Origin of the sequence: Parabacteroides sp. AF27-14, assembly GCF_003635425.1 — a bacterium.
Taxonomy (GTDB): Bacteria; Bacteroidota; Bacteroidia; order Bacteroidales; family Tannerellaceae; genus Parabacteroides; species Parabacteroides distasonis.
In genome coordinates, this window is the sequence record NZ_QTLZ01000007.1 from 116,384 (window position 1) to 143,270 (window position 26,887).

General features: G+C 44.6%; 14 protein-coding genes and 1 pseudogene. 2 read left to right on the forward strand and 13 right to left on the reverse strand.

All coding sequences use genetic code 11. From position 1 onward, the window contains the following. Positions 1–21: 21 nt before the first annotated feature. The 8 genes from DWY79_RS09610 to DWY79_RS23015 all read right to left on the reverse strand — a co-directional run bounded on the left by DWY79_RS09610 (position 22) and on the right by DWY79_RS23015 (position 14,618). The gene (locus DWY79_RS09610) at positions 22–3,198 is read right to left on the reverse strand and encodes a TonB-dependent receptor (protein WP_022192405.1); all 3,177 of its coding nucleotides are present in this window, start codon (positions 3,196–3,198) and stop codon (positions 22–24) included. Positions 3,199–3,928: 730 nt separating this feature from the next. Next, complete coding sequence (locus tag DWY79_RS09615; protein WP_057317029.1) at positions 3,929–6,817, reverse strand: glycoside hydrolase family 38 C-terminal domain-containing protein; 2,889 nt, start codon at positions 6,815–6,817, stop codon at positions 3,929–3,931. A 1-nt stretch (position 6,818) separates the two neighbouring features. Beyond that, positions 6,819–7,961, reverse strand: a complete 1,143-nt coding sequence (locus tag DWY79_RS09620; protein WP_005866412.1) for a sugar MFS transporter — start codon at positions 7,959–7,961, stop codon at positions 6,819–6,821. Continuing rightward, positions 7,951–10,320 (reverse strand): GH92 family glycosyl hydrolase, encoded by a 2,370-nt coding sequence (locus DWY79_RS09625; protein ID WP_083434124.1) that lies wholly within the window; start codon positions 10,318–10,320, stop codon positions 7,951–7,953. The genes DWY79_RS09620 and DWY79_RS09625 overlap by 11 nt, the downstream gene beginning before the upstream one ends. Next, a complete protein-coding gene (locus tag DWY79_RS09630; RefSeq protein WP_121962266.1) occupies positions 10,317–11,420 on the reverse strand; it encodes an ROK family protein in 1,104 nt (367 codons plus the stop codon). Before DWY79_RS09630 ends, DWY79_RS09625 begins: the two co-directional genes overlap by 4 nt. 118 nt (positions 11,421–11,538) lie before the next feature. Next, on the reverse strand, positions 11,539–13,284 hold the full coding sequence (locus DWY79_RS09635) for a class I mannose-6-phosphate isomerase (RefSeq protein ID WP_122369261.1): 1,746 nt from the start codon (positions 13,282–13,284) through the stop codon (positions 11,539–11,541). A 32-nt stretch (positions 13,285–13,316) separates the two neighbouring features. Next, on the reverse strand, positions 13,317–14,201 hold the full coding sequence (locus tag DWY79_RS09640) for a hypothetical protein (RefSeq protein ID WP_233563957.1): 885 nt from the start codon (positions 14,199–14,201) through the stop codon (positions 13,317–13,319). 84 nt (positions 14,202–14,285) lie between these two features. Further along, positions 14,286–14,618, reverse strand: coding sequence for a hypothetical protein (locus DWY79_RS23015; protein WP_233563958.1), 333 nt, complete (start codon positions 14,616–14,618; stop codon positions 14,286–14,288). A gap of 102 nt (positions 14,619–14,720) precedes the next feature. On the opposite strand from DWY79_RS23015, the gene DWY79_RS09645 reads away from it, so the two are divergent. After that, positions 14,721–15,611, forward strand: a complete 891-nt coding sequence (locus DWY79_RS09645) for an AraC family transcriptional regulator (RefSeq protein ID WP_005866402.1) — start codon at positions 14,721–14,723, stop codon at positions 15,609–15,611. An 87-nt stretch (positions 15,612–15,698) separates the two neighbouring features. Continuing rightward, positions 15,699–17,045, forward strand: a complete 1,347-nt coding sequence (locus tag DWY79_RS09650) for a sodium/glutamate symporter (protein WP_005858025.1) — start codon at positions 15,699–15,701, stop codon at positions 17,043–17,045. Here DWY79_RS09650 and DWY79_RS09655 read toward each other — a convergent pair. From DWY79_RS09655 to DWY79_RS09670, 5 genes and pseudogenes are all read right to left on the reverse strand, one after another. Then, positions 17,032–19,398 carry an ABC transporter permease gene (locus tag DWY79_RS09655; RefSeq protein WP_122369262.1) on the reverse strand — a complete coding sequence of 789 codons (2,367 nt, stop codon included), beginning with the start codon at positions 19,396–19,398 and terminating at the stop codon, positions 17,032–17,034. The genes DWY79_RS09650 and DWY79_RS09655 overlap by 14 nt on opposite strands. Positions 19,399–19,417: 19 nt before the next feature. Beyond that, a complete protein-coding gene (locus DWY79_RS09660) occupies positions 19,418–21,802 on the reverse strand; it encodes an ABC transporter permease (RefSeq protein WP_122369263.1) in 2,385 nt (794 codons plus the stop codon). An 82-nt stretch (positions 21,803–21,884) separates the two neighbouring features. After that, positions 21,885–21,968: pseudogene (locus DWY79_RS22740) on the reverse strand (ABC transporter ATP-binding protein); the annotation flags it as partial. A gap of 199 nt (positions 21,969–22,167) precedes the next feature. After that, positions 22,168–24,510, reverse strand: coding sequence for an ABC transporter permease (locus DWY79_RS09665; protein WP_122369264.1), 2,343 nt, complete (start codon positions 24,508–24,510; stop codon positions 22,168–22,170). A 25-nt stretch (positions 24,511–24,535) separates the two neighbouring features. Beyond that, entirely contained in the window at positions 24,536–26,860 is a 2,325-nt protein-coding gene (locus DWY79_RS09670) for an FtsX-like permease family protein (protein ID WP_122369265.1), read from the reverse strand. Between the last annotated feature and the right edge of the window lie 27 nt (positions 26,861–26,887).

Sequence of the window (26,887 nt, forward strand, 5' to 3'; positions counted from 1 at the left end):
TTTTCTGAATAATTTAATTAATTAAAATATTACATTTACACCCAACGTAAACGTTCTAGCTCTCGGATAAGAGAAGAAGGCCATATTCTGACCAAATTGTTCTGGAGATACTGAACCGTTAGATGTAGAGATCTGAGATGTACTTTCAGGATCGTACCCATTAAAGTCTTTCGCTGTAATCAAGAACGCATTGTTCACATTCAAATATAGGCGTAAGCTACTAAACGGAGTCTTTGCCAATTGATTTGAGTCAAAAGTATAACCTAACTGGATTAAGTTCGCACGTAAATAAGAACCATTAGCCACCCATTGAGAGTCTGTCAAAGTATCCTGTCCTGCGTGACCACCGTTGAACAACCAGATAGCTTGCTGCATAGAATTAGGATTCGTTCCATTATATGCGTCATACAAGATATTTGTCAAGCCGTTAGTCTGTCCGAAACGGTCATATGTAGAGTGATAGAACTGTTGCAAGGTCTGAACACCAGCGACAAATTGTAAATCCAAAGTGAAATCCCAATTCTTGTAACGTAATGTATTGATCATAGATCCAGTCCAATCGGGTACACCTTTACCTATGATCTCACGCTCAGAAGAACGTTTCGCACGACCGATCTGTTTCTTCTGGCAGTTACCAGCTTCATAATCTTCTATTGTATAAACGCCTAAACGTTTGTAACCATAGAAACTACCTACGCTTTCGCCTACACGCAAGATAGAAGCACCGCTCACCCATTCGTTTTTCAAGATATCCTCGTCATTGTCACCCAAAGATAAGATCTTATTTTTATTGAAGTTAGCATTGATGGATGTTGTCCATGTGAAGTCTTTTGTATCAATATTGCGAGTAGATAACATCAGATCCAAACCTTGGTTACGGATAGAACCGATATTCTTATAAACAGTCTCGAAACCTGTTGTATGAGGAACCGGAGCATCCAATAACAGATCAGAAGTCTTCTTGTTGTAATAAGAAGCATCTAACGTAATTCTATTATTGAACAAACCTAAATCGAAACCTATATCGAACTGGGCGGTTTTCTCCCATTTCAGATCAGAGTTAGGCAATCTATTTAAATAAGAATAGGAATTACGTGTTCCGTTCAATAATAACGTTTCGCTCTTAACTGTTGCTAAAGATTTGTAAACACCAATCTCAGAGTTACCAGTCAAACCGTAGCTGGTATGCAACTTCAAGTTGCTGATCGTATTTTGATCAGACATAAAGTCTTCTTGCGTGATGTTCCAAGCCAAACCCGCTGATGGGAAGAACGCATATTTATTATTCTTACCAAACTTAGAAGAACCGTCATAACGACCAGTAATTGTAGCGGAGTAACGATCCTTGAATGTATAAGCGAAACGTAAGAAATAGGAGTTCATAGCCCAACGTTCCCAATAAGTCTTCGGAGCATCAGGCTTCGTACCTGCGTCCATATTGAAGTCCTCAAAGAAATCGGTAGTGAAGTTTTCTGTATACATTCTAGAATAATCATACTTGCGCTCCTGCCAAGACAAACCGGCCATAGCGTTGATACGGTGCTCGCCAATCGTCTTATTATAAGTCAAGTAAGTCTCTTCCTGCCAATAAAGAGTATTTGCATGATATCTTTCAGCACGTCCATGTTGGTCATATGCCAAATTCACCAAGTCACTTGGCATATATTTATGCAAAGTCTTAAAGTTAGCGTCAACACCGAATTGAGTCTTCAAATCCAAACCTTCGATGATATGGAATGTCAAGGCTGCATTACCGAATACTTTTGTATTATAGTTCATATTCTTATAGGTCTTCAAGATATGAACAGGGTTAGACATTGCCTCAAAGTCCATTGGCATCCCTTCTGGAGTATTGGTGGAGGTATATTTGCCATTATATTGAACCGGCATCCAAGGAACCATTTCAATCATAGTACGACGAGCATCCTGTCCACCACCGTCTTCTGGAGTAGAGTTACCCCAAGTATGGTTCACCGCCAAGTTGATCGCTGTAGATAACCATGTTGTAGGATTCGCATCATAAGCGATCTTTGCATTCAAACGTTTTGAATAGGTATTCAACATGATACCTTGGTTATCAGTATAGTTCAAAAATGCACCCATAGATGATTTCTCGCCACCTTGCTGAACATTCAATTGATGGTTATGAGAGATCGCTGTACGAGTTGCCTCATCTTGCCAATCTGTATCATAAAGAGGATTACCGTTAGAATCGAAGAAACGACGATCTGTAAACCAATCCGCACGATTAGTAGACCAGTTAAATGGATTGCCATCCTTATCAGATCCCCATCTATTCTCATTCTCAATACCTTGCATAAAAGCATCGCACCACTCCTGCGCATTCATCGTATCCATCTTACGAGCGCGATGAGCCAAGCTTACAGAACCAGAGTAGCTAACCTTCGTTCCACCTTCTTTGTTACCACGTTTCGTAGTAACCATGATAACACCATTGGCACCACGAGCACCATAGATAGCGGTAGCGGAAGCATCTTTCAATACCTCCATAGACTCGATGTCATTCGGGTTCATCAAATAGAAGTTCTCCATTACTACGCCGTCCACAACATACAACGGATCAGAAGAGGCATTAATTGTCGCTTGACCACGGATAACAACACGGCTACCATAAGCACCCGGCTGGCTAGAGTTAGAGAAGATATTTACACCGGCAGCCTTACCACGCAAGTTATCCAATGCACTAAAGTTTTGAGCTTTTAACATCTCTTCTCCTTTAGCTGTAGAAATAGAACCTGTTACATCCGATTTACGCATCGTACCGTAACCTACTACTACTACCTCATCCAAAGTCTGTGTATCTTCTTTCAATGTAACATTGATTGCAGATTGGTTGCCTACAGGGATCTCTTGAGATAAATAACCAATATAGGAAATCACCAAAACTCCGTCGGCGGGCACACCCTCGATCGTATAATTTCCATCGAAATCAGTGATCGTACCGTTTGTAGTGCCTTTCACCACCACGTTAGCGCCAATAACAGGCTCACCTGTACCGTCAACAACCACACCTGTTACTTTCTTGCCTTGCTGCACTGCCATTACTTCATCAACCGTGCCTGCGGGAGCGGGAGCGGCCATAGCGGCGTTTACAGAGAAGGCAGAAAGCAGCAAACAGAACGCTGAGGCTTTAGCTATCCCCTGAATGGATAATAGCTTAGATTCATTCTTTGTCATTTTGCTTTGTTTTTTAATTAAGTTTAGATTGATTACATTGTCTATGTAATTTTTATCGTTATAGATGGACATAGTTCGTACGGAACTAGTGCGCCATTCATGGTCTATATCATTAAAAACTGGGCAAATGTATAACTTTTTTTGTAAACTAGACTTAAATCTATAGTATTTTTTTAATAAAAATGACACATTTATCACAAATCACCCCTTGAAACCAAGAATATCAGCCCTTAAATGTACTAAAAATATATTGTTCCGTACGGACTTACAATAGTATCATCGTCTTTCTATCACATAAATAATTAACTATCAAATATTAACAGTAAAAACACTTTAAATTGGTTACAATAAACAAATGTTAAATTTATTAAGATTCAAGGCTAGGCGAAAATGGCACTAGTATGGCTTCTATGAAAAAAACAGATAATATATTCAGAGACTGGATAATATAAAAAAATTTAGCCTTCCTTTATAAATAAAAGAAGAACCACATTATCTACAATCTTTCTACCAAGAAAGCGCCATAGACTTATTCCCACAAGGCTTGAAATCCAATAAGGCATTACCCGAAACAGAGTCTCTCATGACACTCTTCACCCATCACTCTAACACAAGCAAGTCTTCTGCTTAGAATAATACCGATTTATTTGGGATTAAATCCTATCAAAACATTCAATATACAAACATAAGACAAACTGGATAAGGGCGGGCAAACCCCGCCCCTACCATGCTACCAAGATAATTTTATAAACTTATTCTCCCACGGAGCGAAACTCAACGGATTCCCCGAAACTGGGTCTCCAACGACATCACAAACCGTAGTTTTCACAAAATTAATTTTATCTGAAGTTACGGAGAAAGTAGCTGGCTTCCCGCCTATCTCACGCAATTGAAGCATAACAGCATTCTCGCCTTCCACAGGCCTCATGTTTACCAACAACAAATTCTCCGGTACGATCTTGAAAATGGAAGCCGATTGAAGAGGCTCCACCTTTTTATCTCCGGCAGGCAAAACACGGGTCAAGAACGGAATCCGGTTTTCCCAAGCGAACTTAGTCGCATACTCAATAGTGTTGTCTTTCGAAGAGTTGATGAAGTAACTCCATTGCATCTCTCCCATTTGGTCCGCATTGAAATTGGTTACCCAATAGTTGTTCATCGGCCATGAATACATATTCGTGGACTGAGGTACGGCTCCGGCCTTATACCGCCCCGTATTGATCGCCCCAAATTGCATTAATGGTATTTCTTGGCTACCCATCACGACCTGTGACTCTCCATTACGAGCCGTAGCGAAGTTTTGCACCGTGTACCAATCGTTAGAGGAGCCCGGGATTTGGTCTACACCCGCCTCAATCGATCCGCCGGGTACATCCAAATGGATCTTACCGCTTTCAACCTCAAACGGGAAAGCGATATAAACCGCTTCCGGATCTGTTACCGCTTTTTTACGCAAGCGATAAACTACCTCGATTTTCTTTGTTACGTTAAATACACGGAATTCCACCATCAAATTATTCGGCTCACGTCCCGCTACTGTCTCTCCCCGAAAACGATATGTATCCCAAACATCGCCTTTCTCATATTTCTCGAAACGCATCTTCTCGGGACGACGGCGGAGGAATTGGGGAGCACGATATTGTTCCATCGGATGACGGCTATCGATAATCTCATAAATAAACTCTCCCATCTCCCATTCCGCATCCGGCGTAACCAATTGTTTGTTCAAATCCTTATCATATAATTTACGAATCGTACCTTTACGGGTATTGAAGTCGATGGCATACCAAGGATTCTCCACATGTGTCTCTTTTAATTCCGTTGCGCCCTGTATTTCCGGACGTGGCGCATCCTTTACTTTTATATAATACTGCGCATATCCCAAGGCCGGGACATCTTTCACGTAAAAGCTCCAATAGGTACCGTCGGAACGGCTTTCGCCAGCTTGTGCGGGAATTACGTTGCCAGCCGCATCCACGATCTCGAAAGCCTTGTCTTTCGGAAGAATCTGATGATCGACATAAGCTTTAGCGATACCGCTATAACTCCAGTTGAGCGTATTGAATACAGCGATAGACGGAACGTCGCTTTTAGGCACGAATGATTGTAATATACCCATAGTAGCCTCTCCCAGCAAACCGGAATGGCGATAGGCTTCCCACGCATACGATTGTTTCAAGGAGCGTTGTTCCCAAGTTTCCAGTCCATAAGCGTTACGTACGCTCTCGCTATGCCCGAAAGTATGCTCATCATAGAACAAAAGAGCTTTGTTGATGTCCTGAATCCGATCATTGATGTCTTTCGGCAATTGAGCGCCTAGCATTTTAGCAAATGACAATCCGGCTTGATTCGCGATAATATCCGAATGAGTCACACGAGATATGGCGGCTTCACGGGCACCGGAAGCGAAACCATCCGTCCACCAATCCGGCCAAGCTCCACGAATAGTCTGAATATGATCCGCATATTGGCTCTCTACCGTCTTAAAAAACTCACTGGCTACCGCCGTGCGTAATTTCGGCCATTCATACTTCTCATTCCATTTCTGTAACATCTCGCAACTTTTAGTCGAAGGGGGCGCATTATCCGTAAGATATCCCGAATGCTGCACCGCTAATATATCATACGGATAATTTTTCGCTTCCATTTCACCTAAATAAGTTAAAACACGCTCCTCAAACTGGTCAAAGTTATCTGTATGAATCCCGAAAAAATTACCATAGTGATAATGCTCCGCACGATAAGTCAAGACCTTCTTCCCAGAAGGTGATTCCCACCAAAACACCGTAGGTTTATCAAAGCAGATCAACGCTCGATGACCATGGGTTCCCATATTCACATATTTCACGCCGGCATCTGCGAAATACTCGCTGAAACACCAACCGATACCATTCACGTCGTCTTGCATAGCTACCTCGGCACGCATCCCATTTTCCCTGAATTGCTTGATCGGATAAAGAGAAGCGGCAAGTGTCTGCTCATCCGGTAATTCGTCAAAATTCAAGAACATCGTTGCTAATTCAATACGGCCTTCCTTTACCCGTTGCTTCAAGCGAGCGATCTGTTCCGCAGGACGACATTTCAAATATTCGCTAACCGCCCAAGCGATCTCGCAAGTCCAACGGAACTTAGCGAAATCCGGATAATTATCCGTAGCGTCACAATAATCCAACGCATAATCAATGTATCGAAGCTGTTCTGCCAAGATTTCCATTTGGGAACGGGTATAACCGATATCCGTATGGGTGTGTTGCACCATATTCATCTGCCAATGGCGAACCGGTTTTACGGTAACCGTACTTTCCTCTTTCTCTTTCCCACTTGTCAGCGTCAACGGTAATTGGCGAGTCGTGCTAACCTCGGGTATCTCGATTCGGAATACATTATCCCCGGACACCAGTTTCTCTTTATGGCTTTGCTCGCCTAAATGGATCGTCACTGTAGAAGGTTCTCCTTCATGTTTTACGGAGATCTCGACCTTTTGGGTCAGTCCGTTTTTCGATTTATAAACCGCCGGTAATACACGGCTCTTGACATCCGATAATCCCGGAGACGCATGAACCGACAATGTCCCGATCAACAAAGCCAATCCTGCTGATAAATAAGTTCTTTTTTTCATCTTATCGTGTTTTTATTGATATAAGTCCTATATACAACATACATATTAATAATAGCATCAAGCCGGCTACCTGTCCGAACATATCGGCTATGCCTCCCATACAAGGCGTAATCAAAGCGCCTCCTGATACACCCATAATCATCAAGGCCGAGACCTCGTTCGATTGCTCCGGCCGATGTTCCAACGCAAAAGAGAACAGGATCGAAAACACATTCGAGCAAGCCAAGCCAACCAGTACGATCATAACGCCCATGCCCCACAAGCTATCCGAGATAAGCAATCCTACGAAAGCAAGGATAGCGATAAGCATGCTCCCCCTTAAGAAGGGTCGTGACGAGATCCTCGCCAACAATATAGCCCCCAGGAAAGAGCCTCCGGTACGAGCGGCGAAATAAAGGCTACTCCCTAATCCGGCCTCTTGCAACGGCATGGATAACTTTTCCATCAATAGCTTAGGGATCGTCGTATTCAGACCGACATCGATCCCGACAATACACAGAATCCCCAAGAAAAGCATCCGTATCCTAGCATCTTTACATAAAGCTAACGTAGAGGCGAACGAGGCTTCTTGCCCCTCTCCTTCCTCTTTACCCGGAATAGTCGTTATCAACCAGATGATAGATAACAAGGTAGTCACCGAATAGACAATGAATATCAACTTCCAATCTCCCCAGAAAGAAGAAGCTATACCTGCAATAATCGGCCCTAAGAAGGAAGATACCGCCTTAATAAACTGCCCTAAAGTAAGCACGCTCGTTACTTTATCCGGATTTACCACCCGCGCTACCATCGGATTCAAGGACACTTGCAAGATCGTATTTCCAATTCCCAGCAAAGCGAACGCAAACAAGATACAAGCAAAGTCATAGAAGAATAGAGGTATCAGCATCGCCAAGGTTGTGATAGCCAAGGCTACGACCACCGTATTCCTACGCCCGTGCCGTCCCATCCAGATACCGGTAGGGACAGAGAACAGGGCGAACCAAAGAAAGACCATCATGGGCAATAGGTTCGCCAACGTATCGGACAAACCAAAGTCCATCTTCACATAATTCGTGGCAATTCCCACGACATCCACGAATCCCATCACGAAAAAGCCGAAAAGGATCGGGAATATAGCGGAGTTCGTACTTTTAGTTCTCATATCGATCTTTTGGTTGGTTACCCATTTCTAAAACCAAATGTCCACCTTGAACAATCTCCGAGAAAGGAATACGAGTATCCGTCAATGGTTTCCCGTTTAAGTCCATGGATTGCACGTAATCATTTTGCTTACTATTATTACGAGTCTCGATCACGAATTCCTTCCCTTTATAATAGCGGTCATTCAGCCGGATCGTAATCTTATCGAACAAAGGACTACCCAAAGCGAAAGAAGGCGCTTGATCCGTCAAGCCTTTCATATCGAATAAGCCTAAGGAAGAGATCACGTACCAAGCCCCGAGCTGGCCTTGATCCTCATCTTGTCCGTAGCCATAACCGTGGATGCCATCCGTACCATAGAACTCATTCAAGATCGCCCGCACCCATTTTTGCGTAAGCGAGGGACGACCGGCCTCGTTGAACATCCAAGAGATGTGCAAACAAGGTTGATTTCCTTGGTTATACAAGGTTTGCAAACCGGCGAAAGCCCCTACTTCCGTGCCTCCGCTAAAGATTAATTTACGAGACACCGTGAAGATACTATCCAACCGATGGTTAAACACGTCCGCACCTACTTTTGCGACCAAGCCTTTCGCGTCGTGCGGTACATAGAATGTATATTGCCAAGCGTTACCTTCTTGGAATCCGCGCCATACTTGCATCGGATTGAAGTCCTCGATAAACGTACCATCCTTCTTTTTAGGACGGACAAAATTACAGGAAGGGTCATAGATACGCTCCCAGCCTTTCGATAAGTCCATCAAACGGTTATAATCGTCCGTCTTACCCAGTTGCTTCGCCCATTGGGCCACGGCCCACGCACTATAAGCATATTCCAAGGTATGGGAAGCGGAAAACATGAAAGCCTCGTCCGGCCCGTCCCCTTTATCCAAATGAGGTACATAACCATATTCCACGAAATAACGGGTATCGATCTTTCCCGCGCCCAACGGACGATTCTCCCCATCCAACTCATTCTTCAAGCAAGCCTCATAAGCCGTATTCACATCGAAATCCCGGATGCCACATTGATAAGCGCCAGCGATAATCGTACTTAATAAATTCGTACCAACCCCGGAGACATAACGGCTATTAGCGATTCCATCCGCCAGCCAGCCGGCGTCCTTGTACACCAACAAATGGCTACTTATATAATCCGAATAATATTCCGGATAGGCCAAAGCCCAAACCTGTGTCAGATTCCATTGCGCTCCCCAAGCGGCATCGGTATTGTATAAGTTATGTACCGGTTTCCCGTCTTTCAAAGGGATTTGTCCTACCGAGCCATCATTTCTCGGATAAGCGCCATTCACATCGCTAGCTAACCCACGCCCCAATAAAGCGTGATACAAACCGGTATAGAATTTCACCTTATCCTCTCGCGCTGGAGTCTCTACCCGGATACGTCCCAAATATTCTTCCCATGTTTGACGAGATATTTCCCTTGCCTCGTCAAACGTAAGGGTAGCGGCCTCAGTTTCCCTATTTAACCGGGCATTCTCCACGGATGTATAAGAAAGACCTACTTTAGCGGTTACCGACTCTTGATCTTGGGTACGGAATGTCAGATAAAGTCCGGCCCCCACGCCCGTCGCTTTCCGTTCATCCGGACGGATATCCGCTCCGTTGAAAGCGCCAAATCCAACGGGAACCTTGTCCAGCACCGCCGAGAAATACAAAGGAACCGATGCCCCGGGTTGATATTTCCTCACATATTCAGGCTCGGTAATCACCCAGCCCTCGATACGCCCGTCTTCCGTAAAAGTAATTTCAGCATCCCGTACAGCTCCGCTCTCTCCTTGACGGTTTCCTATATCGAACAAGATATGGCTATCCTCCCCGGCCGGAAATGTATAACGCTGAATAGCGACACGAGGGGTAGCGGTAAGCTCCGCACAAATCGAGTAATCTTTTAGGAGAACGGAATAATAACCGGCGGTAGCGATCTCGTCCGTACGGTCAAAACGGGAACGGTATCCTATACCTGTCGAGTCGTCTACCGCCCCGGGAATTGTTTTCAATGGACCCGTCGTAGGCATCAGTACGATTCCACCGATCTGAAACTCATGCAAGCAGGGGAAACCCTCGATCGATTGATCCCGATAATCGTAACCGGTCGCCTCCCAACCGGATTTATTCCCGATATGCCCGTTCGTAGAAGGAGCCGGCTTGGCCATACCGAAAGGCATCGCTCCCGGGGTAAAATGAAACCAACGGCAATGCGCCGTACCGATCCGAGGTTCTACATATTGGCTAAGCTCTTCTTGCTGAACTTTCTTGCCTTGTGTCACACAGGATGTGAAGAAAGCACACGCAAACATCAGGAACCATACAGGTCCTATACTATATTTTTGTCTCATATTCCTTTAGATAGATGGTTTAACGCAAAAACATAAGCTCCCATAGCGATCGAGCGATTAGCACCTTGTTTACTTACGGTCACCCCTATCCGTTTACAAGGATCATACCCTACCTTGCGATTGGTACCCGGAATGGGTACCTCGACAGCTCCTCCTTTAGCGAAATCAGCGAAACTCTCCGCATCCTCCAAAAGATAAGCTTTCATTTGCAATCGGCCGAAACGACTTCCATCCATCATACCGGTAGATGAGTTCAATTCTTTCAACAAAGCAGGGAGAATATACTTAGAAGCCCCCGATAGTCCACCACCGATCACGATGATGCCATCGATTAAAGTAATGGCAGACGCCAACGCATCCCCCGCTAGCTCCCCTAATTCGGAGAAAGCCGTAATAGCAGCCTCCCGGTTACCCGGGCAAATACCCTCGGCGATCTCAAAGATCTCTTTCGGAGTATGCGCTCCCGTATCACCGGATCGTTCCGCATATACTCGCATGACCGCACGTATGCTGACACTCTCCTCTACGATATACTCCGGATATTTCTTATTCCGAAAACACCAGATATCTCCTCCTGCCGCATTATCTCCCAATAGAAGCTCTTGATTAATGACAACCCCGGCACCAAAACCGGTACCCAAGGTGACTCCCAGCAGGTTCTTATATTGCTTCATGCTTCCTGCCTCCCGCAAACGGCGGTTTATATCCGGAAGGGCTCCGGTTAACGCTTCTCCATATGCGAATAAATTCCCATCGTTATTGATAAATACCGGTATCCCGAATATATCTTCCAGAAACGGGCCTAACGCTACTCCACCCCGGAAAGAGGGGAAGTTGGGTAAATCGCCTATGATACCGGCTTGATAGTCTGCCGGACCGGGAAAAGCGAAACTGATAGCGACCGGAGTTTCCGGCAAGCCTGCCTGAATTGCCTTAAAACCCTCTACCAAATTGCCTAAACACTTATCTAAACAATCCGCGCATGCCGGAAGAACTACCGGATCGGCTATCTCTTTTCCTCCTTGGATGGCAGAGAAAACAAAATTCGTTCCTCCCGCATCCAATGTCATTACTATTCTATTGTCATTTGTATACATCATAATTCCTTTATTTACCCATGTTCCGCCAGTGCCACCACGGTGGCACAGCCGTGCCATAGGGTTGGCATTGGCGTGCCATCAAGGGTGGCACAGTTGTGCGATGCCTATGGCACGGTGATTATTGCCTAAATCGTACGTAAGCTTTTATAGTACCACAGTATTTACCTACGGACGATCCATACGGGCGGATCGTATATTCACCCACGCAAGCCGGAATGATAAAAGTCTCCGCGTAATGAACGATGAATGGTTCAAAAGCGTTTGTCGGACTCTCCACGATCAACTCATCTCCCTTGATTACATTCAGCACTTGCACCCCTCCATTCGTATTGTGAGGCACGATATCCGTGAACCAATGACGGCGGGTCTCGATGAACTCGTTCTCATGCAAGCCGGTCCGCTCCTCCCGCCAACCGTCTCCCTCGGCGATCATCTCCACTTGGTTGATCAAGTTATGACGGACAAACTCCGTTTGCCGCTCCCATTGGATCACTTTCGAGCCGTGGCCGATATTAATCGGTCGAGGCAGTCCGTCCAATCCCAAGCGGCCCCAGTCCCAAAGCTTAAAGGTAAAGATACTTGGAGTAGCGCTAATCTCCAGCACCATGGCACCAGCTCCCGAACAATGGACCGTTCCGGCGGGGATCAGATAATGATCATGGCGTTTGGCAGGCCATTTGTTGACATATTTCTCCGTATCGAAAGGCTTTCCGGTCTGTTGGGAGTCGTTTAGGGCAGCGATCATCTCGTCCGGATTTACACCGGTTTTCAATCCCAGATAAACGGTAGCGTCCTCCTCGGCATCCAGCAGGTAGTAGCTCTCGTCCTGCGTATAATAAATCCCGAACGTATCCCGGATATATTGGGTGACCGGATGCACTTGCAAACTTAGGTTTCCTCCTCCCATCGTATCCAAGAAGTCGAAACGGATCGGGAAATCTTGTCCGAAACGAGCCTCGACCGGCCCGCCCAGCAAGTCTCTCGTCTTATAGAATACCAAGTCATTGGAAGGGATCTCAAACAGCTCTCCGGCAACTTTCAGGTACAAACTATTTTCCTCGGGCACGCAATCAAAACACCAGCCGAAGTTATCTTGCTTTTTATCCAGATCACAGACCTCTTTCATCCATTGGCCGCCCCAAGGAGCCGGATCAAAGAAAGGTACTACCCGGAACGGGGTATGCGCCGTTTTCTCCAACCCTTCTTTCAAGATCTCCCCGGAAATCATCTTAGGTGTTCCGACGATATGGGTATCCAACCAATAATCGACCTTAGGAAGGACTTTCTTCTTCAGATTATCGCAAACAATCCAATCAATAAAATATCCTCGCTTATAATGGTACGACGGGGCTTCCTCCCGGTTTTCCACACCTAGCCCGTTCACCTCTTTTCTACGGGAACGCATCTGGATCTCCCAACGAGCCATATCCGCGTAGATCAATTTGTCCGGAGCGGGAACGATCTCGGCGGCGGCGTGGCCATAAACGATTGTCCAGCCTTTTCCATCACGCAAGGACTCCCGGCAGGCGTTCACCTTCTCCTCATCCAAGAAATCCGTATAAGAGAAATGAGCCCGGCGGCCAAACAACCGGTCATCCGTCAGATAAGGATAGGTCATCGCCTCTATATCTTCTGCCGATTTAAATAAATCTCGCGTATTGATAAAACGATCGGGCGCGAGTGCTTGCAGTTCACGCATCAACTCCTCGTGATGAACCCCTTGGTAGCATTCCACCACCCAAACTTGTGATCCATTCGTTTCTGCATGTATCTCCGCCAATCGCTTCCGTATCGATTCCCAGCCTTTCCACAAGGTACCGTCTACAACGGTGACCGGCATTTTATCATAATTACTTTTTCTCATCTCTTTTGATATTTAATATTGCACGCTTGTATTTAACTCTTATTTTTCTCTGCCCAATCCCTTAATAATTCAATCGCCTTAGATAACACTCCGGCCGATCCCTTGAAATTACCAGAGCCGCTGGGGACACCGCCTTTGCCATACCATTCGTAGAATCCGTCATTTTGGATCACACGCTCGATCATCGGATGAATCTCCGCATAAGCCTCCTCAACCATTCCATTAACGACAAGCTGCTGGATCATCCGACCGCCAAACCAAGTCCAATCCCCGCCATTCTGATACAGATAAGCCTTTGACATTCCTCCATGGAAAAAACCATCCGGATACACGGGATATAAGGTAAGACCAATGCTTGGCATACCCGACAGGCGAACATTCTCAAGCATCTGGGCATTTACGGTACGTATCTCGTCTTTCGACAACAAGCCCGCCTCTATAGCGATAGCCGTCCCACCGTGATAATGAATGGCCAGCTCGTCGAATCCTTCCGGTATCGGCGATTTCTCAGGATAGATATGAGGGATGAATTTCTGTCGCTTCTCGTCCCATAAATGGGTCCGTACGTTCTTGGCGATTCCCTCCCGTAAACTTCTCCAACGAGGAGCTTGCGGAGAATCGGGAGCCATCTCCAATAAATAATCTAAAGCAATAAGAAACATAGCGTTATCATACACGTCAATGGCCGGATCGGATAGCTCATTCATATCACATCCGAAATCGTCATTCGGCTGTACATCGCCCCAATCAGCGGTCATTGCTCCATAAAGCAATCCATATTTCTCATTATATCGTTCCCGCATCAGATAATCTACCATTGCGTTCATCCGCTCGAGAACGGTCTTCCCGGCAACTTTCTCATTCAATATCTCCCGATCACCCGTCTTACGAATGTATTTACCTACGATCTGAATCAAGGAAGACTCTTGGTCCGTCTCTACCGTATTCTTAAAAGCGACATGTTTCGGAGCGGCATTCGAATAATAAGGCGTATCATCATACTATGTAAAATCTTCTTTCAGCACATAACCATCGATCATCTCATCATTCGGCTGTTGAAGAGCGAAAAACAATAAGATAGCTTCCCGCAGTTCGTGTGGATCACTCTCCTCGCAAGCGATCTCTATAAACGTATTCATATCACGAGCCCATATCTGGGAATAACCGCTGCCCGCGTTAAAACCATTGCGGATGGTAGCACGAGCCATACTATCGACCTTCAACAAATTCGTATCAGACAATATCTGATTGGCCAATCGCTGTCTATCGGTTAATCCCGTACAAGACAAAAAAGATACAAATACAAAAGAAACTACAACTAGAATTTTATTCATGGCATTATGTTATGATTTATGTCGGCAAAATTATTTCAATAATCCAGAAAGGAATACTACATTTGTTCCGATTTACTTGTACAATCTTATGATTTATAGATCATGGTCAAGATAAAAGAAGGATTTAAGGGAGAACGGCTCGTTTCTTTACCCGAGGAACTATTGGCAAGCTACCGGAGGGAACCGCTCATCAATAATTTATATGTACGCAAGATCGGTTTCTTCCCACGTGTTAAATATCATTTTCTCCAAAAAGAACATGGCTGTGACTACGCCATGCTTATTTATTGTACGGAGGGAAAAGGATGGTATCGTATCCTCGGTAAACAATATACCGTGGAGAAATACCAATATATCATCATCCCTCCCGGTATCCCCTACTCATTCGGGGCAGACGAGGGAGATCCATGGACTATTTACTGGTTACACTTCCAAGGGAAGCTTCGCGATCAATTCCTGCCGTCGCATCCGGTTCCGGTCACTATTTCGCCGAATGAATATTCCCGTTTACAAGATCGGTTACGGCTGTTTGAGGAGATATATAGCAGTTTCTCCATGGGATATATTAAAGAATATATGATTTATTCCTCCATGTGCCTTTACAATTTTCTGGCCTCTTTCATCTATCTGGAGCAATTCCGCCATATCATGATTCCCTCGCAAAAAGAATATCCGTTCACGGCACGGGTTATTCATTATATGCGTGAGAACATCCAGCAGAATCTTACCTTGAAGGAATTAGCGTCTTATTTCAAATATTCCCCTTCTCACTTCTCTGCTCTCTTCTTTGGCGAGACCGGGGTCTCGCCCATGAATTACTTCATACGCTTGAAAATACAGAAGGCTTGTGAATATATCGAGCTAACGAATATGAAGTTGAATGAGATCGCCACGCATCTGGGATTCGAGGATGCCGCCTACTTCTCGCGTACGTTTACGAAAGTTATGGGTTGCTCTCCTTCCGTTTATCGTAAAAAGGAGATGGAGATATAGAATTCGTTTGGATTTCTAGTATTTCTCATAAGAATAAAATATATTTGTACAATAGATATTTAAACGAACATAAAGTAAGTAGTTACTATGATAGACCTAACACAGTTCACCCCTTGGACTCTCTTTACGGATCTTGGATTCATTTCGATACTTCTATTGGTTGGCAAATTCATACGAGTCAAGGTAAAACTGATACAACAATTATTCATACCCCCCAGCTTGATCGCAGGCTTGCTAGGACTGGCGTTCGGACCTAATGGACTGGGGTGGATTCCGCTTTCCAATGACTTAGGTACTTATGCGGCTATCCTTATCGCCTTGGTGTTCGGTGCGTTGCCTTTATCTTCCCCGAACGTCTCCATGAAAGAAGTAGCGAAACGAGTCGGACCGATGTGGGCGTACGCTCAGGTGGGTATGTTATTGCAATGGGCATTGGTAGGCCTTTTCGGATTGTACGTGATCAAACTGATCTGGCCGGACCTGAATGACGCTTTCGGCATTATGTTGCCGACAGGCTTTTATGGCGGACACGGCACGGCCGCTGCTATCGGGTCTGCGTTCGAGGGATTGGGCTGGGACGAGGCTCGCAGTTTAGGCATGACAACCGCTACCGTGGGGGTTATTTGCTCGATCATCGGAGGTTTACTGATGGTCAAATGGGCGGCCAAGCATAAACAAACCGCTTTTATCTCGGATTTCGACGATCTCCCGGATGAGTTGAGAAGCGGGTTGCTGCCGGAGGATAAGCGGGATTCCATCGGAGAGGCTACGACTTCCTCCATATCCATCGATACGCTGACTTTCCATGTGGCCTTGGTGTTTGTCGTGGCTTTTTTGGGATATATGGTTAGCCAAACCGTAAAGGTGTATTATCCGGTATTGGAGTTACCTGTTTTCAGTTGTGCCTTTATCATTGGATTAGTATTAAAGAAATTCTTCGACGCAACAACCATATCCAGATATATCTGTCCGCAGACGACCCAGAGGCTGAGCAGTTCCTTCACGGATATGCTGGTAGCTTGCGGTGTAGCGTCTATCAAGCTAGGGGTGATCGTAAAATATGCCTTGCCGCTTATCGTACTCATCATAGCGGGCGTGGCGATCGTCTGGTGCATAACATTCTTCTTAGGAAGAAGATTAGCCAAGACCTTTTGGTTCGAGCGCATGATTTTCGCTTGGGGATGGTGGACCGGCACGATGGCCATGGGCATCGCCTTGCTGCGGATCGTCGATCCGAAACTTTCCAGCAAAGCGATGGATGATTATGCGATGGCTTACCTGCCTATCGCTCCCATAGAGATCTTATTGATCACCTTCGTCCCCATCCTTTTCGTAAACGGATTGGGAGTTTGGTTGCTATTAGCCTGCTTGGTCCTTTCCCTACTTATCTTGCTGCTGGCGTGGAAGATGGGATGGTGGATTACTCGCTCTTGATACTATTTACCGGGTTCTCGTTCGCCGCTTTCCAGTTCTGGAAACTCACGGTCAATAACGTGATTACGGTTACGATCAATAAGGCGATTAAGAATACCCACCAATGAAGCGGAGTCTTATAAGCGAAACCCTCGAGCCACATCTTCGCGCCCTGCCAAGCGATCGGCGCCGCTATCACGAAGCAAATACCTACAATCCTCAGATAGGCCTTATTAAACATCAGCAGGATCTCCCCTACCGTAGCTCCATGTACCTTGCGGATACCTATTTCCTTACGGCGGTATTGAGTCTCGAACACCACTAAGCCAAATACCCCGACCAAAGAGATAATAATCGCCAGTAAACTAAAGACCGTAACCAGATCGCGCAGGTTCTCCTCTTTCCGGTAAAGATGATTAAAGATCTCATCATAGAACTCGATATTGAACGGATAGGAAGGGTCTAATTCTCTCATCGTCTCCTGGATGTGTCCTACTACGGCATGAATGTCCGATCCGGCTTTCAAGCGGATATAAGAGATTGGCAAAGAATAACCAAAGTTTCCGACCAAGAAAGCGATATTATCCTCTCCACCACGAAGCGAGGTGAATTTCACATCGTCGGAGAAACCGATAAGATGACCGGAAGAATAGCTATCGAACGCGTCACCCACTTGCATATCCAACCCCTCCATCGCCGTACGATTGAATATATAAGACACATGATCCGAAAGTTCGTCCGCCTTTGAGAAATCTCTCCCTTCTATAACCGGAATCCCCATCACCCGCAAGAAATTGGAAGATGCTATAATTATGAAATACTGAAAGTCCTTACCCTTATAATTACCGCCATTCGTGTTATACCCGTCCTTAGAGCCCACTTTCTCCATAGCGAAAGCTACATCCTCGATCCCCGGATTCTCTTTCAAGCGATTCACATATGTATCGTGATGCTTATTGTACATTGTCTCATTCAGCTCCACGATAGCTACCTGATCCTTATCGAATCCTAAAGAGAAATTCCGCATATAACTATTCTGGATTTGTACAAAGCAAGCCCCGATAATCAACACGATCGAAACAACGAACTGGACACAAATCAATGTCGTACGTAACTTACGCCCGGAAGGAGATAACCCGAAGCTGCCCTTCAGCACCAAGGCCGGAGGAAAAGAAGTTATATAATAAGCAGGATAAATACCCGCCAGCCAACCGATAACTAACGCTACGATGCCACACAAGAAAACGATCGGAAGATTTGAGACCAAACTCAAATCGGCCTCGATAAAAGGTAGCGCTTCCGCCCAATCCAATCCCCAAACGATAACGAGACTTACCAGCCATGCTATAAAACTAATAAGGGCTGCCTCTATCAATAAAGATCTGCGCAACAAAGTATCCGAACTACCCAATACCTTCTGCGTATTGATACTTTTGATTCGCAACGGAGTCAGAGAAGTGCTAAAGTTCGTGAAGTTAATAGCCGCGACAATGACGATCAGAAGAGCTATACCGAACAATAAGGCCGTGACTTCCTTGTTTCCGCTCCGGAATGTACCACCGTCTTGCGTCTCATTCATATAATAAATATCAGTCAGCGGAACGAGCCGGATCTGTTCTCCTTCATGGTAAATCTTCTTGAAATCAAAATGACGGTTGAAATTATCGGCAACCTCATCTGCCATGGCAGGATTATCAAGCAATAAATAACAAACCCAGTTACTTGAGCTAAAATTATTGATATTATAATCCGGATCGATCGCCGTATAGACCACGTTCCGAAGCTGCGTGTTCTCCGGGAAATCCTTATAAACCGCACCAATCGTAAAGAGCTTAGCCGATTTAGTCCAGATATTTTCTTCCGCTCGCAACGTCTTACCAACCACAGAGATATCTTCCCCAAACAACTTGTCAGCCAAGCTTCGGGGTACCATTACTTTCTCGGGATCTTTCAAGCAATCGATATCGCCTTCCACGATCGGGAACGCGAATATCTTCGGTAAACTAGCGTGGCAGGTTGTCACGATTTCCTTAAACCCAAACGGTTGCCCGTTTCTATCCACCGAGAGATAAACACCATTCTGGCCAAAAGAAGGAGTCAACAATGTACCCGCCTCTATATGCGGGGAAGATTGGATGACAGCCTCCACAAAGGCACGGGGTAATATTGTCCCGAAAGTACCCGGAATGGTCAAGTCCACCCTAAAAATCCGCCCGGACGTAGGATGGCAACGGTCAAAAGTCCGCTCAAAATTAATCTGTATCAAAATCACGATAAAAGCGGCGAAAGCAACCGCAAGACCGGCTACGTTCAATGCGGTCGCCATTTTAAACCGCCTCAACACACTTAGAAAGTTTCGAATAATCGTTTTCATTTTATTATAGTTTCATTTATTATTCCGTTTTAATACTATCCACCGGATTCGCGTTCGCCGCACGCCAGTTTTGGAAAGTTACCGTAAACATCGTTATTAAGGAGACAATTAATAGAGCGAACGCAAATATCCACCAATAAATAGGAGTTTTATAAGCAAAACCCTCTAACCATTTCCGTACGCCATAATAAGCCAAAGGAGCCGCTATGATAAAGCAAACGCAGACAATACGGAAATAAATCTTATTGAACATAACCAAGATCTCATGAACCGTGGCCCCGAATACCTTACGAATACCGATCTCTTTCCGGCGATACTGGGTCTCGAATATAACGAGGCCGAATATACCGACAATACAGATAATCACAGCCAACAGGCTAAACAATAAAATCATCGTACTTAAATTCCGTTCTTGATGATATAAATGATCGAAAATCTCATCATAAAATTCTACCTCACAAGGATATGTGGGATCTAAGTGGGCTACTGTCTTACGGATATGATCCACCACGCCCATGATATCGCTTCCCGCTTTCACACGAATAAAAGAATAAAGCATCAAACGAGGTTCATTAATAACAAAACCTAATTCGGAGACGCTTTGTCGCAAGGAAGTAAATTTAACATCATCTACAAATCCGATGACGGAACCATCGGCCGATTCCTCCTCAAGCCATGGAATCCGCATGATATCATTCGGTTCCATGTTCCATTTATCCCGCATTTGTCTATTGAATACATAACTATAGTTGTTACCTCTCTCATCAGACTCGGTAGGCATCCGCCCCCCAATCAATGGAATACCCATTACTTTGAAGAAATTCCAAGAAACAGAAAGAGAAGTGAAATTAACACTCTGCTCTTTATATACACCTCCCCACGTACGATAGCTATCCTCCGATCCAAACTTCTGGGAACAGAACGCCACATCCTCTATTCCCGGATATTCTTTCAATCCACCCACGTAGCTATCCTTATGGTCATGCATAATATTCCGGTTCAGCTCGACAACTACTACCTGATCTTTGTCGAAACCCAAAGAATATTTTTGCATAAACCTATTTTGTTGACGAACGAACATGGCTGATATAATCAATACGATAGAAACGATAAACTGAAAACCGATCAATGCCGTACGCAACTTCTTCCCAGAGGAAGAAAGCCCGAAAGAGCCTTTCAATACTAATGCCGGAGGGAAAGAAGTCATATATAAAGATGGATAGATCCCCGCAATAAGACCTATTATAACAGATAATACAGCTAAGCCACCTACTAAACCGGGGTAAGCAGTCAATGTCGTATCCGCTTGCACAAAATACAGCCATCCCATATGTCCTAATCCCCAAACGATAAACAAAGAACAAAGGAAAGCAAGCAAACTAATACCCACGGCTTCAAATAACAGGGAAGCACGTAATATGCCAGCAGAACTCCCCAGAACTTTTTGCGTGTTGATACTCTTGATGCGCAAAGGCGCCAAAGAGGTACTAAAATTCGTGAAGTTGATACCCGCCACAATAATCACCAGAAAAGCGATCAGCATCAGTAACCGGGCTTTCTCCGCGCTACCGCTTTTCGCTAAACTTCCGCTGGAATCCTCGTTCATATAATAAATATCGGTTAGGGGGACCAGCTCGGCATGTATATCTTTCGCCATATCCCCATATTGCTTCGAATAGTCAAAATGGACATCAAAATTCCCAGCCACTTCTTTCGGGGAAGTAGAAGGATCTAGCATCACGTAACAGAAATAGTTACTACTTATCCAATTCGTCAGCGCGTAATCCGGAGACATCTCCGTATAAATCACGTTCTTCAACTGTGTGTTTTCCGGGAAATCCTTATAAACACCTCCTACGACCAAATATTTCACGCCCGGTTTTGTCCAGATCCCACCATCGGGAACGATCTGCTTTCCAATTGCCGATTCCTTTCCAAATAACCGGTGAGCCATACTTTCCGGTATCAAGGCTTTTTCCGGTTCCGACAAGCAAGAAGATTCTCCTTCACGCATCGTAAACTGGAACATCTGGGTAATCTCCGGATGGCAAGTTATGATCGTCTCCTTGAAACCTTGCTTTCCCTCTTTTCTTGTAACAGTCACATACATCTCTCCTATATACGGATTGATTAACGTACCGGCCTCAATATGCGGGGAAGAGTGGATAAACGACTCTATCAACGGGCGGCAATGGATCATGCTCGCTCCATCCGGGAAAGAAAGTCCCATCCGATAAATCCGGGTCGAGTTCGGATGACAACGATCGAAGTTATGCTCAAAGCTTACTTGCATCATGATAATTAAAAACGCGGCGAAAGCGACCGCTAATCCCGCTACATTCAAAAAGGTAGCCACCTTGAAACGTATTAATACATTGATGAAATTGCGTATGATTGTTTTCATAACTTGCTCTATTTTATTGATACTAAAATCGACCCAAAAAGAGTATTCCTTAAATAAGATGGCTGATATTCATTCGTTTCAAGATATTCAAAGAAACCTTGTTCAACGCAATTGTCTCAACCTCTTCCGTACGGAAAAACTTACTTAAACCTTCGATCTTAATCATGGCTGTATTTGTTTTAATTTATTATACTCAAATCCATCTAATAATATTCAAATAACGTGCCAAACTACACATCAAACTAATATTCAATAAATTAATTCTCAATTCATAAAACAGAAGTGTCCAATAATTGGACACCATTGTACAATTATTGGACACATACTTTTCTATGAAAGCAGCAATATGATTCTACAAAAATCTTCTATTCATTCTTAATACTATGTACTGGATTCTCATTCGCCGCACGCCAGTTCTGGAAAGTGACAGTCAATATCGTGATAACCGCTATGATAGCAAAAGCGATCAAATACACCCACCAATACATAGGAGTCTTATAAGCGAAATTCTCAAGCCATCGATGTACCACGTAACCGGCGATCGGCGCCCCCAAAACAAAACAAACACATAAGATTCGTATGTATGTTTTGTTAAACATCACGATAATCTCCTCGGTAGTAGAGCCTAATACCTTACGGATACCGATCTCTTTCTTCCGGTACTCACTATCGAATACGACCAAACCGAATACCCCTACCACCGAGATAAAGATCGCGATTAAACTAAATAAGGTAATCAATGAACTGAGGCTTCTCTCTTTCTCATAAAGTCCGTTCAATACCTCATCGAAGAAACGGACATTAAACGGATATTCCGGATCAAATGATTGAAGCGTAGTCTTGACATGTTGCATAGCCCCCCGTAAGTCAGAGCCGGCCTTTACCTTTATATAAGCGTAATTAGGTTGGTTTCCCCAATTATTAGTACCCCATACAAAAAAGGCCATAGGCGTTACCTCCGTACGGAAAGAGGCGAATTTAACATCCGGCATAAAACCGACAATCTCCATACTATCTATTAAAGATCCTATCTCCAGCCCATATTCCGTCCGGGCACGTTCGTTAAAGACAAACGTGCCATAACGTTTCGCCTTATCTTCCTCCCGGAAATCACGACCTTCCGATATTTTCACATTCATCACCTTCAAAAAAGAAGGTTCAACCGGTAGACATTGGAATTGTATATCCTTATCCCGGTATTTACGTCCCCATCCCATGTATTGGTCCTGACTAGAAAGGAGCATCTCCGCATATGTAACCTCTTCGATACCGGAGAAAGATTTCACTTGGCTGGCGAAGGCATCCCGACTTTTCCGGATATTGTTATTCATATTCGTAATAATTATCTCATCCTTATCATAACCGAGAGGGGTGTTTTGCATATAATAATTCTGCAAATACATGAAAGTAGCACCGATTATCAGACCAAATGAAGCTACAAATTGTATACCGATCAGCACGTTACGTAATTGGCGACCTTTCGGGGATAGACCGAAACTTCCTTTCAATACCAAAGCCGGAGGGAAAGAGGTCATATAATAAGATGGATAGATACCAGAAAAAATACCAGTCGCTATAGCGATAAGGGCGGTTAACCATACTAGCCCCCAATGTGCCGACAACGTAATATCCGCATCAATCAAGGATGCGAGACTTGTCTTTCCCGTCATATACACCAAGAGTAACCCTATAAAATAAGAGAAAACACTAATAAACATGGCCTCTAATATCAAAGCCAGACGAATCACAGACTCTTCGCCACCCAATACTTTCTGCGTATTAATGCTCTTGATACGCATTGGAGTAAGCGCCGTGCTAAAGTTTGTAAAATTGATGCCAGCGATCACCACGATCACGATAGCGATCGCAAACAACACCAACAAAGTTTGCTTACTGGATTTAGGAGTCGTATCATATTGGATACCCATTGTATAATGAACGTCAGGCAATGGGTTCAAACGAAGATGATACCCACCCCAATGTTCTTTCACGGGAGTAGGATCAAAATGAGCCGCAAAATTCTCGAACAGTCCTTCAGCGTTCTTTGGATCGTCTAACCGAACATAAAATTCATAATTCCAGTTTCCCCATTCTTGGATATTTTCCCTCGGATCCATCTTCTGGTAAATACAGTTTTGTACGGACGAATTACGGGGAAAATCTTTATATACGCCTCCAACCGTCAGCTTATCGCCATTCTCAAATACCAACTGTTTACCGACAGCCGATTGGTTTCCAAATAATTTATAAGCCATGCTTTGCGGTAACAAAACACTGGTCGGTTCTTCCAAGGCCGATTGATTCCCTTCTAAGAAATCAAAATCAAACACCTTTGTAAAATCTGGATAAACACTTACGTATTGTTCCTTGAAACTATTCCGCTCACCGTTCTCTTCCACAGAGAAAAATAATGCGCCACCCCATGGATTCACCAATGTCCCTGCGACAATATGTGGAGAGGATTGAATGAAAGCATCCGCCAATGGACGGCAAACAATCGCTTGTCCATCGCCATCGTTCTGTATTATTTCCACCCGGAATATTGATTCCGTATCTGTATACCCCCGGTCAAAATTCCGGTCATACTCGACTTGCATCATAATCAAGATGAAAGCGGCAAAAGCTATCGAAAGTCCTAATACATTTAATAGCATCGCCATCTTGAAACGGCGCAATACACTCAAGAGATTCCTCAAAATAGTTTTCATACGTAATTTTATATTACCTGTTATATTATTCGTTCTTAATGCTACGGACCGGATTCTCATTGGCGATATTCCAAGATTTCAGGATCACGCATCCCCAAATGATCGCTAGAACCAGTAGAGCCGTAGATATGAAAATAAAAACAGTCAGCGGTATCTTATCCGCGAATTGCCTCAACCAGCTCTCTCCCACGACTCGTGAGGCTATCACTCCTAAAAGGATAGCCGGGAAAGCCGTGATCAAAACATCCTTAGATAAAAGACGTAAAATATTCGGGGCCGTCGCTCCATTCACCTTGCGAATCGCTATCTCCTTGCTCCTACGGTGCATCTCGTCCGTAATATACCCTAATAATCCCATTAAGGTGATCAGCAAGATAGCGATCGAGGCAACAAAGACGCCGTCACGGAAATGACGGGTTCCCTCATACTGAGACTCTATGATCGTTTTCAGCACCGTAAAACCGACATCCTCATTCGGAAATAGTTCCGCTATCTTATCATTCATTTCCCGTAAATATTCCGGAGTTAGCTCGGAGACACGAACCGTAAAGTTACAATAACTCATCCGGTCACTACCAAACATGATGACCGGTAACTGGGGAGTGAAGAAGGAATTCACCATGAAATCACGGGTTACACCCACTATTTTTCCTTTTAAATTACCCTCATCATCATAAATATATTTACCGATCGCAGCATCCGTCCACCCACGTTTACTCACGAATGACTCATTCACTAAAATATCCCCGTCACCTTTTAGTGGTTGCCCCTCAAGCAAGGGGATTTTCATCAGAGAGAGATAATCGGCATCATAGTTTACCTGTCGGGCCGTGAACAGCCAGTTTTTCTCATTATCCAGAATAGGGAAACCACCATAACCACTTAGAATGTCCATTGACGAAAGCCCCGTAGCCGTGACATAAGGTAACTTCTTGAACTCGGCGGTAAGTTTGGCCGTTTCCGGATCATCCATATTATTCAAGGGGGCATACACTATATTTTCCGGATCATATCCTAAATCATTATTCATTAGCCGATCATATTGCAATAACACGATCACCAATAATGTAATGACAAACGCAATTCCCCCAAACTGGATAAAGAGCAAACTCCGCTTCCATCCCTGCTTACCCGAAGTAGATACCCGGAATACTTGGGTAACCGGGATAACGCTGAACAAACGGGCCGGTAGCAAGGCGGACAAAATGAATATAGCCAAGATCATGATCGCAGGAAGCCATATAGTCTGCGCATTCAATAAAGTGCCCAAAGTAGGAACAGCCGCCATATCCGCTACATATTCCCGGAAAGCGAATAAAAGCAATGCCATACATACAAGAGCCACTACAAATAAAGCCGCCGTCTCAAACAAGAACATATTGAAAATGTCCTTGCTGGAAGCTCCATTACATTTGTGTACTCCTACGGATCTCGCCCGGATCGGCAGAGAAGATACCGAGTTCAAGATATAATTCATCGCCGCCACGAATAACAAAGCGAAAGCCAGTACGCTCATGATCACCACCATCCGCTTCACCTCGGTACTTTGCGTATATATCTCCGAGACCGGCTTGATATAAAGCTCCATATCAAAACCTTGTTTCCTCTCTCTTTCTACATCTATATATTTAGGCAATAAAGCCGGTATTTTCTGATTGATTTGTTCCGGGAACACACCCGGTTTCAGGCGGATATAGCCCAGATAACTATCGTCGGCACCCCAACCGGCATAGGCACCGAACTGGGTTTTCATATTAATGAAAGAAGCGACAGCGTCAAAACGTAAATGACTATTTTCCGGTATGTCACGGAATATCCCGGCCACCGTATAAGGATAGTTTTTTCCGTACAGCAGTTGTTTCCCGATCGGATCTTCCTTGCCAAATATACGTTCAGCCATTTTTTCCGATAAGAAAACTTGATCTTCGATTCCCAACAAACGGTCATCCCCTCTTAGCACCTTGATTCCCATCGTACGGAAAAAGAGGGAATCCGCCATCATCAAACGGGGCTTGAACCGATCCTCACCATGATACAATACGGCCCCGTACCTTCTCCGGCAAACCGCCGCGTACTGTATCTCGGGGAACTCTTGCCGCAAAGCCTCTGGGATCGGGGCAAATAGGATACGAGACCCATCTTCCTCTCCCGTTTTATCATCATTGTATCGCACATGCACGCTATACAAATCTTCCACTTGGTCAAAGAATGTATCGAAGCTCAATTCAAAAGCGACCCTAGCGAACAGGATTAATCCCACTCCAAGTCCTAGTGTCAAGGACAGAACCTTGATCACATTTCCCCCTCGGCCTCGAAGTAAATAACGGATTGTATAATATAGCTGTCTCATCGATTTGTATTTAAGTTAAATTGAAAG

What these genes read in the sequence shown, in the direction of transcription:
- DWY79_RS09645 (WP_005866402.1), top strand. Translation starts at nt 14,721, where the DNA reads ATGGTCAAGATAAAAGAAGGATTTAAGGGAGAACGGCTCGTTTCTTTA.
- DWY79_RS09610 (WP_022192405.1), bottom strand. Translation starts at nt 3,198, where the DNA reads ATGACAAAGAATGAATCTAAGCTATTATCCATTCAGGGGATAGCTAAA.
- DWY79_RS09660 (WP_122369263.1), bottom strand. Translation starts at nt 21,802, where the DNA reads ATGAAAACAATCATACGCAATTTCATCAATGTATTAATACGTTTCAAG.
- DWY79_RS09655 (WP_122369262.1), bottom strand. Translation starts at nt 19,398, where the DNA reads ATGAAAACGATTATTCGAAACTTTCTAAGTGTGTTGAGGCGGTTTAAA.
- DWY79_RS09670 (WP_122369265.1), bottom strand. Translation starts at nt 26,860, where the DNA reads ATGAGACAGCTATATTATACAATCCGTTATTTACTTCGAGGCCGAGGG.
- DWY79_RS09635 (WP_122369261.1), bottom strand. Translation starts at nt 13,284, where the DNA reads ATGAGAAAAAGTAATTATGATAAAATGCCGGTCACCGTTGTAGACGGT.
- DWY79_RS09650 (WP_005858025.1), top strand. Translation starts at nt 15,699, where the DNA reads ATGATAGACCTAACACAGTTCACCCCTTGGACTCTCTTTACGGATCTT.
- DWY79_RS09615 (WP_057317029.1), bottom strand. Translation starts at nt 6,817, where the DNA reads ATGAAAAAAAGAACTTATTTATCAGCAGGATTGGCTTTGTTGATCGGG.
- DWY79_RS23015 (WP_233563958.1), bottom strand. Translation starts at nt 14,618, where the DNA reads ATGAATAAAATTCTAGTTGTAGTTTCTTTTGTATTTGTATCTTTTTTG.
- DWY79_RS09620 (WP_005866412.1), bottom strand. Translation starts at nt 7,961, where the DNA reads ATGAGAACTAAAAGTACGAACTCCGCTATATTCCCGATCCTTTTCGGC.
- DWY79_RS09665 (WP_122369264.1), bottom strand. Translation starts at nt 24,510, where the DNA reads ATGAAAACTATTTTGAGGAATCTCTTGAGTGTATTGCGCCGTTTCAAG.
- DWY79_RS09625 (WP_083434124.1), bottom strand. Translation starts at nt 10,320, where the DNA reads ATGAGACAAAAATATAGTATAGGACCTGTATGGTTCCTGATGTTTGCG.
- DWY79_RS09630 (WP_121962266.1), bottom strand. Translation starts at nt 11,420, where the DNA reads ATGATGTATACAAATGACAATAGAATAGTAATGACATTGGATGCGGGA.